The following is a 14,670-nucleotide window of genomic DNA, read 5'->3' on the forward strand; positions in this document are numbered from 1 at the left end:
ATGACAGACCTGAATTATACCATCAAAGATTTTAAAAGCGAAAATGAAGTACGCTGGTGCCCGGGTTGCGGCGACTATGCCATAATGAATGCCATTCAGCGCACCATGGCCGGTTTGGGAATTTCCAAAGAAAAATTTGCCGTTATTTCAGGTATTGGCTGCTCTTCCAGGTTCCCATACTACATGAATACTTTTGGTTTTCACACCATTCACGGAAGGGCTGCAGCAGTAGCTTCAGGAGTAAAAATAACCAATCCCGACCTGAGCGTTTGGGTAATTACTGGCGACGGTGATGCCATGGCCATTGGTGGAAATCATTTTATTCATACCATCCGAAGAAATATTGACCTGAATATTATTCTTTTTAATAACCGTATTTATGGTCTTACAAAGGGGCAGTATTCACCAACCTCAGACCGCGGTTTTAAAAGTAAAACATCGCCTTACGGAACCATTGAAGATCCGTTTGTACCAGGTCAGCTTGTAATTGGTGCAAGGGGCACTTTCTTCGCCCGCTCAATTGATAGCAACATTAAAATGGGTGAAGCAGTTTACAAGGCCGCGGCTAAACACAAAGGAACCTCGGTAGTGGAAGTATTGCAAAATTGTGTTATTTATAATAGTGGAGTGCATAATGCCATAACTGATCCGGAATTCCGGGCCGATCGGCAATTGGTTCTTGAACATGGAAAACCGATGCTTTTTGGTGCCGAAAACGAAAAGGGCATTATTATGGAAAAAGGTCGACTGAAAGTGGCTAAAATTGGAGAAAACGGAGTAACGATAGATGACATTTTGGTTCACGATGCAAACGAACCAGATCCAACACTTCACATGGCATTAATTAATATGTCGTTACCGGGTTTTCCCGTTGCCTTTGGAGTAATTCGCAGTGTTCCCTCTCCGGTTTATAATGAAGAAATGGATGAACAAATCCGTATGGTAAAACAAAACCGAAAAATAACCTGTGTAGATGAACTATTGAATTCAGGAAATACATGGGAAGTAACCGGAAATGAGAATGGAAAAGAAAAACTTCAGGATTGTCCGGGCAAGAAATTAAAATGAAATTGAAAAAAGTGGGTAAGTTTGCTTATCCATTTTTTTTGAACCAATTTCTCTGTTTCGCACATTACCAACAGGTTAATTTTGTTTAATATTTACAGTTTACTGTTTTTGCCTTCCATTTTAAAGTATATTTGCACAATTTTGGACGCAAAATTTATATAATGAAAGCATTTAATATCGGAGATTTACAAATAAATGTTCCAATTATCCAGGGTGGAATGGGGATTGGAATTTCTTTGTCGGGGCTTGCTGCCGCAGTTGCCAATCAGGGTGGAGTTGGGGTTATTTCAGCAGTTGGCATAGGCATGTTTGAAAAAGACTTTGCACGCAATTTTATTCATGCAAATATCAGGGCGCTAAAAAGAGAAATTAATTTAGCACGCGAAAAAACCAATGGTGTAATTGGTGTGAATATTATGGTTGCCCTCACCAATTTTTCAGATTTGGTTAAAACGGCAATTTCCGAAAAAGCAGATATTATTTTTTCAGGCGCCGGGCTTCCGCTGAATTTGCCCTCTTTTTTAACCAACGACTCTAAAACCAAACTGGTACCTATTGTTTCATCAGGTAGGGCAGCGGCACTTATTTGTAAGAAATGGAAAGAAGTTTATAACTATCTGCCCGATGCGATTGTTGTTGAAGGTCCGAAAGCCGGCGGCCACCTCGGATTTAAACGCGAACAACTGGATAATCCCGAATTCGCACTTGAAAAGCTTGTACCTGAGGTTGTTTCTGAGGTAAAAAATTTCGAAGAAAAATACCAAACCTCAATTCCCGTAATTGCTGCAGGCGGTATTTATTCAGGTTCCGACATCAAAAAGATTATGGATTTGGGGGCCACCGGAGTTCAACTGGGGACACGTTTTGTAACCACACACGAATGCGACGCCTCCATTGAGTTCAAACAAACCTATATCAATTCAACTGAAAGTGATATGGAAATTATTCAGAGTCCGGTTGGCATGCCAGGCAGGGCAATTCGAAATGATTTTATTGAAAAAATAAACCGGGGTGAAAAACGGCCGGTAAAATGTCCCTACAAGTGCCTTAAAACATGCGATGTAGAGAAAACTCCCTACTGTATATTTGCCGCTCTGATGAGCGCTATGAAAGGTAATTTTTTTAACGGATATGCTTTTGCCGGGTCAAATGCGTGGAGAACGTCAAAAATTATTTCTGTAAAAGAAACTTTTGATGCACTGAAACAGGAGTTTAAAGAGGCTGTAGCTTCAAGGTTTTGATAAAAAAGAAGGTTCCATCCTCTGTGGACAGAACCCTCTATTTGAATTAATTATTAAAATTTGAGTGATATACCTATATTCAGCCAGGCAATTCCATATCCCAATTCACCCATAGCAGCTAAATTGTCGGTGAAATAATATCTTCCGCCTATATAAAATGCCGATGCAAGTCCGCTACCGGCCACTGAACCGTAATCAAAACTGCCAGAACTTGATTTCCAGCTAACTACTCTGAATCCCAGCATCAAACCTGCATAAGTGTCTAAATTTTCAATAAAATGATAGTGTAATGAACCTCTTCCACCAATGATGAAATTTGAAAATCCATAACTGCTGCCGAATCCGGAGTAATTGGAACTGCTGTAGCCAAGATATCCTCCCACTCCCAATGAACTGTTTTCATCAAACAATTCATCTTTAATGCCTACTTCAAATGACGCTGAAACCGGAGGCACACTGGTTGAATAAAAACTTCCGGTATAAAGTGTACTTCCTAAACCTAAGCCCAGGTTTAAAACCTTATCCCCCTCATTAAAGGTTGTGTTTTGTGCATTAACAGACAAAGCAAACAAGAATGCGAAAACAACAGGTAAAAAATGTTTGATCATAATTTTTAATTTTTTAAATTATTTAATAATGCAATTTAAGACATTAATATATTAAAATCAATAAATGGTTTTAAATTCCTGAATTTTTTTTCATAATGGGAAATCAATTCAATGGCCACAATTGAATATAAATTTTGAAGTTTATAAAATTTTACCTTTCAGTAGAAAATTTTATTTTCGGGGTGAATATTAAATTGTTGCTGGTTTATGGAAACAATTGAGGTTTCAGGGAAAAAATCTGTTGACGAGTTTCACAATTTGCCCGATAAAATTTATACGAATGACCCAAATTATACACCCCTACTTAAGCTAATTATTGAAAATACGTTCAACCCGAAAAAAAATGCAAAATTTAAGGAAGGTAATGCCTGCCGGTGGATTGTGAAAAAGGATGGGATTTGCGTGGGGCGTATTGCGGCTTTTTTCGACTCGGGTTATTCCTCCGGTTATGAGCAACCTACAGGATGTTTCGGTTTTTTTGAATGTATTGATGATCAGGAAGTGGCGAATCTGCTGTTCGAAACTGCAAAAATCTGGTTACAACAAAATGGCATGGAAGCCATGGATGGCCCTGTGAATTTTGGCGAAAACTTTTTTTACTGGGGATTGCTCATTGACGGGTTTCAACCCCAAACTTTCGGAATGCAGTACCATAAACCGTATTACCTGAAGTTGTTTGAAAATTACGGGCTGAAAACTTTTTACGAACAATACAGTTATTCGCTGGATATTACCCATCCTGATTTGCCCGATCGGTTTTGGAAAATTGCTGCCTGGGTGGCCCAAAAACCGGGGTATTCATACAAACATTTCACCTTCAAAAATCAGGATAAATTTATAAACGATTTTATTGAAATACATGAACAAGCCTGGGCCAGTCATAGCAATTACAAAGCGGCCAGCTTTATTGAATTAAAGGAAATGATTACAGAGGCAAAGTTTATTTTAGACGAGGAATTTATATGGTTTGTTTACCACGATGGAAAACCTGTTGCCTTTTATATGATGATTCCGGACCTGAATGAGATTTTAAGAAAAATGAAATCGGGGAAACTCAATTTTTTGAATATGCTGAAGTTATTCTATTACAAAAAAACAAAGACCATTTCGCGATGCCGGGTAATTGTTCTGGGTGTGATTCCACAGTTTCAGCGGCTGGGCATTGAATCGGGAATTTTTTACCAACTGAAAAAAGTAATGCTGCGCAAACCATGGTACAACGATATGGAGATGAGTTGGGTAGGGGACTTTAACCCGAAAATGATTGCACTTTTTAAATCATTTGGCGCCAAACATACACTTACGCACCTGACTATGCGTTATCTTTTTGATCCTGAAAAAGAATTTAAAAGGGCCACAATTATTCAGTAACGATAATGTACATTTGCAATAGATAGCCAGAACCCGAAGAAAAATAAAGAAAAATGCAACTGATTGAAGTAACCGATAAAAAGACAAAGAAACTTTTCCATAAAGTTCCTCATCCGATTTATAAGGATGATTCCAACTGGGCTTGCCCGCTGGAGGGAATGATTGAAAATACCTTCGACCCTCAAAAAAATCCTTCCTTTAAAAGGGGCGAAGCTGTTCGCTGGGTATTATTGGATGGAAACAATAAACCAATTGGCCGCATTGCTTCATTTTATAACCTCGACAAAGCTAAAATATTTGAACAACCTACCGGAGGTTGCGGATTTTTTGAGTGTATTGATAATCAGGAGGCTGCAAATATGCTTTTTGACGCATCACGCGACTGGCTCAAATCCAGGGGAATGGAAGCCATGGACGGGCCGGTGAATTTTGGCGAAAACTACATGAACTGGGGACTTCTTGCTGATGGATTTATCCCGCAAGGTTTCGGAATGCCATATAATCCGTCATATTACCTGAAACTTTTTGAAAACTACGGATTTCAGATTTATTTCAAACAGTTTAGCTACCATTTGGATACCACTTTGCCCGAGTTGCCGGATCGATTCTGGAAAGTAGCCGAATGGGTGGCCAAAAAGCCACAATTCAGTTTTAAACATTTTTCATGGAAAGAAAAGGAAAAGTTTATAGACGATTTTGCACAAATTTACGATAACGCCTGGCGTTTTCATGAGCATTTCAAACCCATCGATAAAGATGATTTAAAGGATTTTATAAATAATGCAAAATTTTTAATTGAAGAAGATTTAATCTGGTTTGCCTATCACGAGGGGGAACCCATTGCACTTTTTGTTGCAGTTCCCGATTTTAATCAGATTCTGGCCAAACTAAATGGCCGGATTACGATTTGGAATTTTCCAAAAGTGATGTGGTTGAAGTGGCGAAAAACCATGACACGTACACGCAGTCTCATTATCGGAATTGTTCCAAAATTTCAGCGTTCCGGAATTGATGCTGCTATTTTCTGGCATTTGCGCCCGGCAATGTACCGCAAACCCTGGTTTACCGAAATGGAACTCTCTTGGGCCGGCGATTTCAATCCCAAAATTGTGGCGCTTTACGAATCGGTGGGAGGAAAAAAAATGAAAACACACTACACCATGCGCTACTTGTTCGACCGAAACAAGCCGTTCACAAGGGCTCCGATTATTTCTGCCGAACCGGAAAAGAAAAATTAAAATTGGGCATTAAAATTATTTTTGCTTTTGGTTTCTTAAAAACAATATTTATCTTTGCAGGCCGTAAAAAATTATAAATGAATTTGGAATGGATTGTAGTTTGAAAATGCAACCATTCAAAATAAAAACAAGATAAAATGAAAAAAGGAATACACCCGGAAGAATACAGAATGGTAGCGTTCAGAGATATGTCGAACGGACATACTTTTCTGACCCGTTCAACTGTTGAAACGAAAGAGACTGCCGAAGTTGACGGAGTGGAATACCCGTTGTACAAACTCGAAATTTCCAATACCTCACATCCGTTTTATACCGGTAAAGTTAAACTGGTGGACACCGCCGGCCGTGTGGACAAATTCATGAGCCGTTACGGAAAACACATGGAAAACAGGAAAAAGTAAAATATTTGTTGAATACATTAAAAGCTCCGTTGGTTCGGGGCTTTTTTTATTTCTGTTGGGTGCAATTTTGTCGTGTTTTTTTGCCGATACCTGTGAACATCCGGCAGATTCCAATCGTTTGGGGTAGTGGCACGACTATTGCCTTTTAGCAACCACACAAATACGAAGAATAAATTCCGACAGATTGTCACAATGTTTTAACAGCATGGGAAAAATAAAGAATTCAGGTTTCGAGAATATGTTTATGAGTGGAATGATACAGGATGATTCAGACTTTATTCCGATTATTGCCGATGGAGACGATGCAGATTTAAAAAACACAGAAATTCCTGATGTTTTGCCCATTCTGCCTCTGCGGAACACTGTTCTTTTTCCGGGAGTTGTTCTTCCAATAAATGTGGGCCGAAAAAAATCATTGAAACTGATTCAGGACGTTTATCGCGGAAGCCGGCTGCTTGGCACCGTTGCGCAAAAAGATTATACCGTTGACGACCCGGCATCAAAGGAGTTATTTTCAGTTGGAACAATGGCTGAAATACTGAAAATCCTGGAAATGCCCGATGGTTCAACTTCAGTTATTATTCAGGGTAAAAGGCGTTATTCCATTCGTGAATTTGTTGCCGAAGAGCCCTACTACAAAGCAGCGGTTGACCCACTAAATGACATTTTTCCTGAAAACGATTCCGAATTTAACGCCATTGTTGGATCGCTCAAAGACCTTTCCATAAAAATTGCACAATTTTCTGCCAATGTTCCGCCCGAGGCAACTTTTGCAGTAAAAAATATCGAAAATTCCACTTTTCTAATCAATTTTATTTGCTCCAACACCGATATAAATATTGACGACAAACAAAATTTGCTGGAAATTGAAAGTTTAAAGGATCGTGGAGTGCAGGCCATAAGCTACCTGGTGAAAGAGGTTCAGATGCTGGAACTGAAACAGGATATTCAGAAAAAGGTGAAAACCGACATGGACAAACAGCAACGTGAGTTTATGTTAAACCAGCAAATGAAAACCATTCAGGATGAGTTGGGCGGAAATCCGTTGGAACAGGAAATTAATGAGCTAAAAGAAAAAGCAAAAAACAAAAAATGGAGCAAAGAGGTTGCGAAGTTTTTTGAAAAAGAGGTAGAAAAACTTCATCGCCTCAATCCGGCTGCCGGTGAATATTCGGTGCAGTTTTCCTTTTGTCAGACCTTGGTTGATCTTCCATGGAACGAATACAGCAAAGATAATTTCGATTTAAGAAATGCCAGAAAGGTTTTGGACGAGGATCATTACGGATTGGAAAAAGTGAAGGAACGCATTTTGGAACATTTGGCCGTTTTGAAACTTAAAAACGACATGAAGGCGCCCATCCTTTGCCTGTATGGTCCACCGGGAGTTGGGAAAACATCTTTGGGAAAATCGGTTGCACGCGCGCTCGACCGCAAATTTGTGCGCATGAGTTTAGGTGGGTTGCACGATGAATCAGAAATCCGCGGCCACCGCAAAACTTACATTGGCGCCATGCCGGGCAGAATTATTCAGAATATTAAAAAAGTAAAAACATCGAATCCGGTTTTTATTCTCGATGAAATTGATAAAGTTTCCAAACATTTTCATGGCGACCCGGCTTCTGCATTGCTGGAAGTACTCGATCCGGAACAGAATTCTGAGTTTCACGACAATTATGTGGAACAGGACTACGATCTTTCCAAAGTAATGTTCATTGCAACGGCCAACACCTTAAGCACCATTGCACCACCCTTACGCGACCGCCTCGAGTTGATTGAAGTAAGCGGCTACCTGGTAGAGGAAAAAATTGAAATTGCCAGACGTCACCTCATTCCCAAACAACTGGAAAACCACGGTTTGAAAAAAGGTGAGGTGGTATTCCCTAAAAAGGTGATTGAAAAAATCATCGATGGATATACCCGTGAGTCAGGTGTTCGGGAACTCGATAAAAAAATAGCCAAAGTCATTCGCCGGATTGCTAAAAAAATAGCATTCGAAGAGCCATTCAATAAAAAATTAACGGTGGAAGATGTGCACCAATATCTTGGTGTTACCGAGTATTCCAAAGAAAGATACCAGGGCAACGAGTTTGCCGGAGTGGTTACTGGTTTGGCGTGGACGGCAGTTGGCGGTCAGATTTTATTCGTGGAAACCAGTCTGAGTAAAGGGAAAGGTGCTTTAACACTCACTGGTAATTTGGGCGATGTGATGAAAGAATCGGCTATGCTGGCTCACGAATACCTTAAATCGCACGCCGAACAACTCGATTTGGACCCTGAAGTTTTTTCCAACTGGAATGTGCATGTGCATGTTCCCGAAGGCGCCATTCCAAAAGACGGACCCTCAGCCGGTGTAACAATGGTTACGTCGCTGGCATCGGCTTTCACTCAGCGTAAGGTGAAAAAGAACCTGGCCATGACAGGTGAAATTACCCTGCGTGGAAAAGTCCTTCCTGTGGGCGGCATCAAAGAAAAAATTCTGGCTGCAAAACGAGCCGGAATCACCGAAATCATTCTTTCAGCACAGAACAAAAAGAATCTGGAAGAAATAAAGGATGAATACCTGAAAGGACTTACTTTTCATTTTGTTAATACGATTATGGATGTGCTGAATATTGCATTGCTTAAAACAAAAGTGGATAAACCAGTGAAACTCGGTTGAAAACATTTGTTTATTTACATTCATTAAAAAATTTGAACACCCTGAAGATTTTTTTATCAAAACATTTTCTGTTCATTCTTGTTTAACCCTGTGAAATTTTAAAGGTATAAACAATGAAAGGAATAGGTATATTTTTGACTGGGTTGATTGTTGGTATCGGGGCAACCCTGCTGATAATTTTGACAATTGTTCCACAAAAAATGTTTGTGGTACAAGAAAGCAAATTTAATTTTGAAGAAACTGTAGATGCCATTGTGGAAACGGCTGAGGAAAAAGACTGGACCATTTCCCATATTTACGACCTTCAGGAATCGCTGAGGAAAAAAAATTTTGATGTAGCTCCTGTTTATGTTATTTCACTTTGCAACCCTCCTTATGCCAACAATATACTTGGAACCGATGAGGACAGGATGGTTTCTGCCATGATGCCTTGCCGGGTAGCAGTTTATGAAAAAGGAGGTAAAACGTATATTTCCATGTTGAATGCCGAACTTTTTGCCCGTTTCCTAAGTAAAAATGCAAAACAAACCATTATTGATACAAGTAAAGAATCAATTGAGATTTTAAAACCGGTAATTAATTAACACTATGAGAAATCTGATTTTCATTTTGGGAATATTTTTCCTGGTCTCCTGTGGGGGACAAAAAAAGCAAAGCGAAGGAAATGAGCCATCTGCGCAGGTTGCATTAACAGAGGTTACATTGAATGTGGGCGGCATGCATTGCGATATGTGCGTGGCTTCCATTGAAAAAGGAGTTGGAGCGGTTGAAGGAGTTGAATTCGTTAAAGCAGAGTTGAGTGATTCAACAACAGTGATTAAATTCCACGAAGCTGAAACCAGCCTGGCCGAAATAAAGCAAGCCATTGAAAAAAGAGGATATACAGTTAAAGAGTAATTAAATACCTCTTGATTCAGTTCGTTTACCCTGTTTTTTCGTCATTTGGCGGATTGTGGCATTTTTTTTGTTTCACTCTGTTCTATTTTTAGCAGGAAACAGAAAACAATTTGTCATGAATAGCAATGAAAAAAATAACCAGAAAGTTGCAGCCATAAGAGTTGCAGTCTGGAATATACAGGTAACGGTCTTTGAACCGGCCATGATTCTGAGCCGGTTGATACCTTCAGAATCAAAGTACTGGAAATTAAAAGTAATGTTGAATTAATAAACAGGCAGTCTCAAAATAGGGACTGCTTCTTTTTTAAATTCTGTTTACGGAATTTTTTATTGGTAAGCCACCAGTATCATCTTTCCTTTAAAACACTTAATTTATTCCACAATATAAGCCTTCCAAAATCTGGTGCTCCATTTCCATAAGCACCTTCAAATTCTACTTTTCAATACCTGATTTTATGTGAAAGTTAGGAACTGATTATCAGAAAATTATTTCGTAACTTGATAGTAGTAAATCAAAACTGATAATCAATGAAATCCACAATAAAAACATTTGTTATACGACATATTCTGATGTTTTTTTTGTTTGTACTCTTGTTTACAGGCAGAGCCACCAGCCAATCGGAGTTTCATGAATTGTCAGTTTCTTATGGAGTACGATCTTCAACTGAAATAATTAGAAATGGATGGATTGATGAATTTCTTCCCATCATGACAATTGGTTTGGTAAAAATTGAAACCACAAATACAAAAGTCACAGGACCTGTGATTTTTTCCTGGAAATACATTCCAAAATCCAGGTGGAGTATTGGCATTGTAGCTGGTCGTGTAAAAGGTTCTTACGATGAAACCATTGGTTCATACTGGGCTGAAGGAGAATCTGTTAATCACTGTAAATATTCAGCATTTACCATAGCGCCAGAAACAGACTTCCGGTATATTCAAAAAGAAAATATTACCCTCTATTCATCTGCTGCCGTTGGATTAACTTTTCTTGCTGAAGAGATTAACGGGTCAGAAGAAAAAAGAAATCATATTGATGGCCACCTGTCAATAGTCGGGCTTCGTTATGGAGAAAAACTGGGAGCTTTTGCTGAGTTGGGTTTTGGTTTTAAGGGGCTCATTAATTTTGGAATAAATTTACGATTGTGAACTTTGTTCCATACATCGGTTGTTTAAAAAGCATTATTTTCTTTTTTTGAGTAACGTTTGTTTCCTGGCAGGAAAACATTTTTTGATACATTTGAGCCACTTTGCAACAGTTAAAACAAATGAGGAAAACTATACTATTCATATTTTTTCTATTAATAATTCAAACATTAGCAGCCCAGATGACCGATTCCATCCGGATAGAAAAACCGGTAGTTTTGCCAAAGTGGACACTATATGTGCCTGGTGCGTCGTATTATTATCAAAGAAATTACATGAAAGGAACTGCATTTGCTGCCCTGGAAATTGGTGGTGTTTACCTGGGAATAAAACATAAACAAACGTTGAAAAGCAACAGCACCAGTCCGTATTACAATTACCCGCTTTTTCTGGGATTACAGGCCTTTCAAACCGAAAAACTGACCAATTTCAAAAATCAGCTGGAGGTGATTAAATACCATAATCCGGATTTTCGCTACCACGACATTTCGGAAAAGGACTTGTATCTGGCGCCGTTTAAACTGGAAAACATTGCCACACCCATTACTGGCGGGATGGTATTACTAGCTGGTGTTTTTCTTGGATTGGAAAAACATTTTGAAAAACACACCATTTCTGATGTTGAACAAATGTATTTCATAAACCGCTACATTTCCCGCAATCAGGCGCTGGCAGCGTTCGGAACCACTTCGCTGGCCATGAGCTGGGCCGCGGGAGTGGGAGAAGAATACATCGTCCGCAACTACATGATGCCGCTCCTCGATTACAGGTACGGGCAAACCAAAGGACTTATTTTTTCAAGCGTAGCTTTTGGTGCATTACATTTTACGAACATGATTTTTGCCGAAAATCCCGATTTTAAATCCACCTTGCTGCAAGTTGGACAGGCCACTGTTTTGGGGTTTTTCCTTGGAAGAGATGTTCAAAAACGCGGCTACAACATTGGCCCGGCGGTGGCCGCGCACATGTGGTACGATGCCGTTTTAATGCTGGGTTCGTTTTTAATTAATCCGGAAGAAAATTTTCTGGGTGTGAATGTTCGGTTTGGAATTAAATGAAGATTTTATTCCATAAAATGGAATTTTATCATACCTTTGTAGTCCTAAAGCTTTTACTGAAATGCATATTATTTCATTCAGAAAACTAAGGGAATTCTTTGAAAAAGAACCAAGTGCAAAAATTGCACTCCAGGACTGGTTTAAAAGAACGAAAAAAGCTGAATGGTCTAATTTCAATGATGTAAAGAAAACTTTCAATTCTGTTGACACAGTTGGGAATTCAAGGTATGTGTTCAATATAAAAGGGAATAATTGTCGGTTAGTTGTTAAAATAATGTTCACCATTAAAAGGGTTTACATCAGATGGATTGGCGCTCATGGAGATTATGACAACATAAAAAATATTGAAAATATATAAAAAGTATTGTATGATAACACATGAAGAATATATAAAAGCAAATGTAGTTGTTGAATCTCTAATCAATGAAGTAGATGATTCAACGCCACAAGACAGCGAAATAATGAAAAAATTTCTGGCTGCGTCTGATATTGTTGAAGCTTATGAAGAAATCCATTTTCCGGTTGGATTGCCCTCACTAACAGATGTTATTCGCCTGCGGATGTCGGAAATGAAATTAAAAAATAAAGATTTGGCTTTACTGCTTGGCACCACACCTTCCCGCATCAGCGAGTATTTAAACGGGAAAAGGGATATCACTTTAAACATAGCCAAAACAATTCACCGAAAATTGAATATTGACAGCGATATAATCCTAAATGGTTAACAATTTTCATTTGAATCATCAGCCTTCTATCCTTTTACTATATCTAAATTTTACCCGATTTTTATCCAGCTAAAATTTCATTTTTGATTATAATAACGGCAAGGATAAATAAAATACCGTTTAAATTTAAAAAATTCACTTCATTCTGAAAATAATATAAAATATTTTAAATCAGCTAAATAAATTAGAGAATTCAATTATTTCTTTGGCATAACTGAAATTTTTAGTAAAATAACTATAAAAAATAGTTGTACAACTAAAAAATATAGTTACATTTGTTTCAGCAATTTTTAAATACCTTTTTTAAAATGAAAAAGCTGACACAAAAAGAAGAGGAAATCATGAACGTATTCTGGGAGAAGGGCCCAATGTTCGTGAAAGAACTGAAAAAAGAGTTTTCTGACCAGAAATTGCATTACAACACCCTTTCCACGATTGTTCGCGGCCTGGAAGAAAAAGGGTTTATCGACCATGAACAGTTTGGAAACACGCACCGTTATTTTGCTGCACTTTCAAAAGAAGAGTACAAAAAGAAAACACTCGGGAATGTGGTAAAAAAGTACTTCGATAATTCATACAAAAATGTGGTCTCTCTGCTGGTGAAAGAGGAAAACATTTCGCTGGAAGAATTGAAAAAACTGATTGCTGAAATTGAAAACACCAAAACCAATTCAAAATGAACCCGTTTTTCGAATACCTTTTAAAATCCACCATCAGTTTGTCGCTGCTGTATTTGTTGTTTAAGGTTTTTATGCAAAACGATAAAACACTGCTTCTAAACCGGTTTTTGCTGCTGGGAATTCTTTTTGTTTCGGCAGTTATTCCATTGCTGAATTTTCAGTTTTTTCAACCGGAAGTCCCCGTAATACAAGTGGAACGATTTCGGGAGTTTGTTTCGGTCCCATTATTTGATGCTGAAGAAATTCCGGTTACAGAACCCTCGGTTTCACAACCGGTAAAAAATGAAATTAATTACTGGATGTTGATTTACGGCGGAGCAGTTTTGATTTTGGTAATCCGTCTTCTTGTGTCTGTTGGCAGGGTTTTGCAACTCATTCAAAAAGCGGAAAAACAAAAACTAAAGCATATCGTTTTGGCGGTCGTAAAAGAGATGATTCAGCCTTTCACTTTTCTGAATCACGTGGTGCTTTCCGAAAAAGATTTAAACGAAAACAAAAAGATAATAGTGGCTCACGAACAGGCCCACATCAAACAATTGCATGCGATTGATATGGCGGTTTGTGAGGTTTTTACGCTGCTGCATTTTTTCAACCCACTGATGTGGTTGCTGCGGCGCGATTTAAAACTGAACCACGAGTACCTGGCCGACCAGGCCGTTCTGAACAAAGGCATCGATGCACAGATATACCAGTTGCTGGTTTTACAAAAGGCTGTGGGTGAAAGACGTTTTGCCCTGGCTAACAATTTTTCTCAAAAACCAATTTTAAAACGAATTAAAATGATGAAAAAGAAAAAAAACCGATGGAACGGATTAAAACTTATGTTATTCGTTCCTTTTACAACCGCTTTGCTAATGTCGTTTAGCAAGACTGCAGAAATTACTTCCCCAAAAGTGAATTTAATTGAACAGAATGTCGCTCCCAAACAAATTGTTCAGGAACAAAATGAGAAGGCTGGTTTTATTATCGAAATAAAAAGGGATGGTAATTATATTGATAATAAAATGATTTCATTGGAAGAGGTCGTCAGACGTGCAAAATCATGGCAGAAAACCGGCAGAGAAGATATTCTTCTTATTAAAGACGAATCGATTTCATTCAAAAGAGTTGATGAAATAAGAGAAGCACTTCAAAAGGCAAATGTTTATCATGTTAACCAAAGAACAGTTAACTCTGATGAAATTATTTACCCTGCAGGTGATGTTACCAAACTTGCGGAATTCTCACAAGGAAAGTTCGAAGAATGGATGCGTGAGCAATTGAAACCTTATTTGGAAGGCATTCCTAAAGATCAGGAATATAATGTCTTTTTTGGTTTTATAATTGATAAAAACGGGAAAGTTAGCGAGGGCCATGTAATTAATGGCAATAATCCGGAGATAAATGAAGCATATAACAAGGTACTGAATAAAATTCCGGATTGGATACCAGCTAAAAAAGGAAATTCTACGGTGAGTGTCTATCACACTATTATGGATGGAAGAAAAAATTATTCTACAGTTATCAAATAATGAAATAATAATTATTGATTTGTAATAATAGTTCTATGTTAACTAATAAAGCCCGGTTTTGCCGGGC

16 protein-coding genes are annotated in these 14,670 nt (G+C 38.3%); 15 read left to right on the top strand and 1 reads right to left on the bottom strand.

The annotated features are described in order from the left end of the window. Complete coding sequence (locus ACESMA_RS03540) at positions 1 to 1,068, top strand: 2-oxoacid:ferredoxin oxidoreductase subunit beta (RefSeq protein ID WP_372947387.1); 1,068 nt, start codon at positions 1 to 3, stop codon at positions 1,066 to 1,068. A 161-nt stretch (positions 1,069 to 1,229) separates the two neighbouring features. Beyond that, the gene (locus tag ACESMA_RS03545; RefSeq protein WP_372947388.1) at positions 1,230 to 2,309 is read left to right on the top strand and encodes an NAD(P)H-dependent flavin oxidoreductase; all 1,080 of its coding nucleotides are present in this window, start codon (positions 1,230 to 1,232) and stop codon (positions 2,307 to 2,309) included. Positions 2,310 to 2,362: 53 nt separating this feature from the next. Here the strand turns inward: ACESMA_RS03545 and ACESMA_RS03550 are convergent, their stop codons facing one another. Then, the gene (locus ACESMA_RS03550; protein ID WP_372947389.1) at positions 2,363 to 2,917 is read right to left on the bottom strand and encodes a hypothetical protein; all 555 of its coding nucleotides are present in this window, start codon (positions 2,915 to 2,917) and stop codon (positions 2,363 to 2,365) included. Positions 2,918 to 3,124: 207 nt separating this feature from the next. Here ACESMA_RS03550 and ACESMA_RS03555 point away from each other — a divergent pair, with 207 nt between their 5' ends. The 13 genes from ACESMA_RS03555 to ACESMA_RS03615 all read left to right on the top strand — a co-directional run bounded on the left by ACESMA_RS03555 (position 3,125) and on the right by ACESMA_RS03615 (position 14,603). Beyond that, on the top strand, positions 3,125 to 4,288 hold the full coding sequence (locus tag ACESMA_RS03555; RefSeq protein WP_372947390.1) for a GNAT family N-acetyltransferase: 1,164 nt from the start codon (positions 3,125 to 3,127) through the stop codon (positions 4,286 to 4,288). Positions 4,289 to 4,341: 53 nt separating this feature from the next. After that, positions 4,342 to 5,526 (top strand): GNAT family N-acetyltransferase, encoded by a 1,185-nt coding sequence (locus ACESMA_RS03560; RefSeq protein ID WP_372947391.1) that lies wholly within the window; start codon positions 4,342 to 4,344, stop codon positions 5,524 to 5,526. A 137-nt stretch (positions 5,527 to 5,663) separates the two neighbouring features. Beyond that, on the top strand, positions 5,664 to 5,927 hold the full coding sequence (locus tag ACESMA_RS03565; protein ID WP_372947392.1) for a type B 50S ribosomal protein L31: 264 nt from the start codon (positions 5,664 to 5,666) through the stop codon (positions 5,925 to 5,927). A gap of 205 nt (positions 5,928 to 6,132) precedes the next feature. Then, positions 6,133 to 8,586 (top strand): endopeptidase La, encoded by a 2,454-nt coding sequence (gene lon, locus ACESMA_RS03570; protein ID WP_372947393.1) that lies wholly within the window; start codon positions 6,133 to 6,135, stop codon positions 8,584 to 8,586. A gap of 113 nt (positions 8,587 to 8,699) precedes the next feature. Continuing rightward, on the top strand, positions 8,700 to 9,170 hold the full coding sequence (locus ACESMA_RS03575) for a DUF302 domain-containing protein (protein WP_372947394.1): 471 nt from the start codon (positions 8,700 to 8,702) through the stop codon (positions 9,168 to 9,170). Between the two features lie 4 nt (positions 9,171 to 9,174). Continuing rightward, the gene (locus tag ACESMA_RS03580) at positions 9,175 to 9,483 is read left to right on the top strand and encodes a heavy-metal-associated domain-containing protein (protein WP_372947395.1); all 309 of its coding nucleotides are present in this window, start codon (positions 9,175 to 9,177) and stop codon (positions 9,481 to 9,483) included. Between the two features lie 115 nt (positions 9,484 to 9,598). After that, entirely contained in the window at positions 9,599 to 9,751 is a 153-nt protein-coding gene (locus ACESMA_RS03585) for a hypothetical protein (RefSeq protein ID WP_372947396.1), read from the top strand. Positions 9,752 to 10,011: 260 nt separating this feature from the next. Then, complete coding sequence (locus tag ACESMA_RS03590) at positions 10,012 to 10,632, top strand: hypothetical protein (protein ID WP_372947397.1); 621 nt, start codon at positions 10,012 to 10,014, stop codon at positions 10,630 to 10,632. Between the two features lie 179 nt (positions 10,633 to 10,811). Further along, a complete protein-coding gene (locus ACESMA_RS03595) occupies positions 10,812 to 11,687 on the top strand; it encodes a CPBP family intramembrane glutamic endopeptidase (protein WP_372947398.1) in 876 nt (291 codons plus the stop codon). A gap of 61 nt (positions 11,688 to 11,748) precedes the next feature. Further along, on the top strand, positions 11,749 to 12,045 hold the full coding sequence (locus ACESMA_RS03600; protein ID WP_372947399.1) for a type II toxin-antitoxin system HigB family toxin: 297 nt from the start codon (positions 11,749 to 11,751) through the stop codon (positions 12,043 to 12,045). A gap of 10 nt (positions 12,046 to 12,055) precedes the next feature. Continuing rightward, complete coding sequence (locus ACESMA_RS03605; RefSeq protein WP_372947400.1) at positions 12,056 to 12,412, top strand: type II toxin-antitoxin system HigA family antitoxin; 357 nt, start codon at positions 12,056 to 12,058, stop codon at positions 12,410 to 12,412. Between the two features lie 308 nt (positions 12,413 to 12,720). Continuing rightward, positions 12,721 to 13,092, top strand: coding sequence for a BlaI/MecI/CopY family transcriptional regulator (locus ACESMA_RS03610; protein ID WP_372947401.1), 372 nt, complete (start codon positions 12,721 to 12,723; stop codon positions 13,090 to 13,092). After that, positions 13,089 to 14,603 (top strand): M56 family metallopeptidase, encoded by a 1,515-nt coding sequence (locus tag ACESMA_RS03615; RefSeq protein WP_372947402.1) that lies wholly within the window; start codon positions 13,089 to 13,091, stop codon positions 14,601 to 14,603. Before ACESMA_RS03610 ends, ACESMA_RS03615 begins: the two co-directional genes overlap by 4 nt. Positions 14,604 to 14,670 lie beyond the last annotated feature (67 nt).

Origin of the sequence: Mariniphaga sp., assembly GCF_041687215.1 — a bacterium.
GTDB lineage: Bacteria > Bacteroidota > Bacteroidia > Bacteroidales > Prolixibacteraceae > Mariniphaga.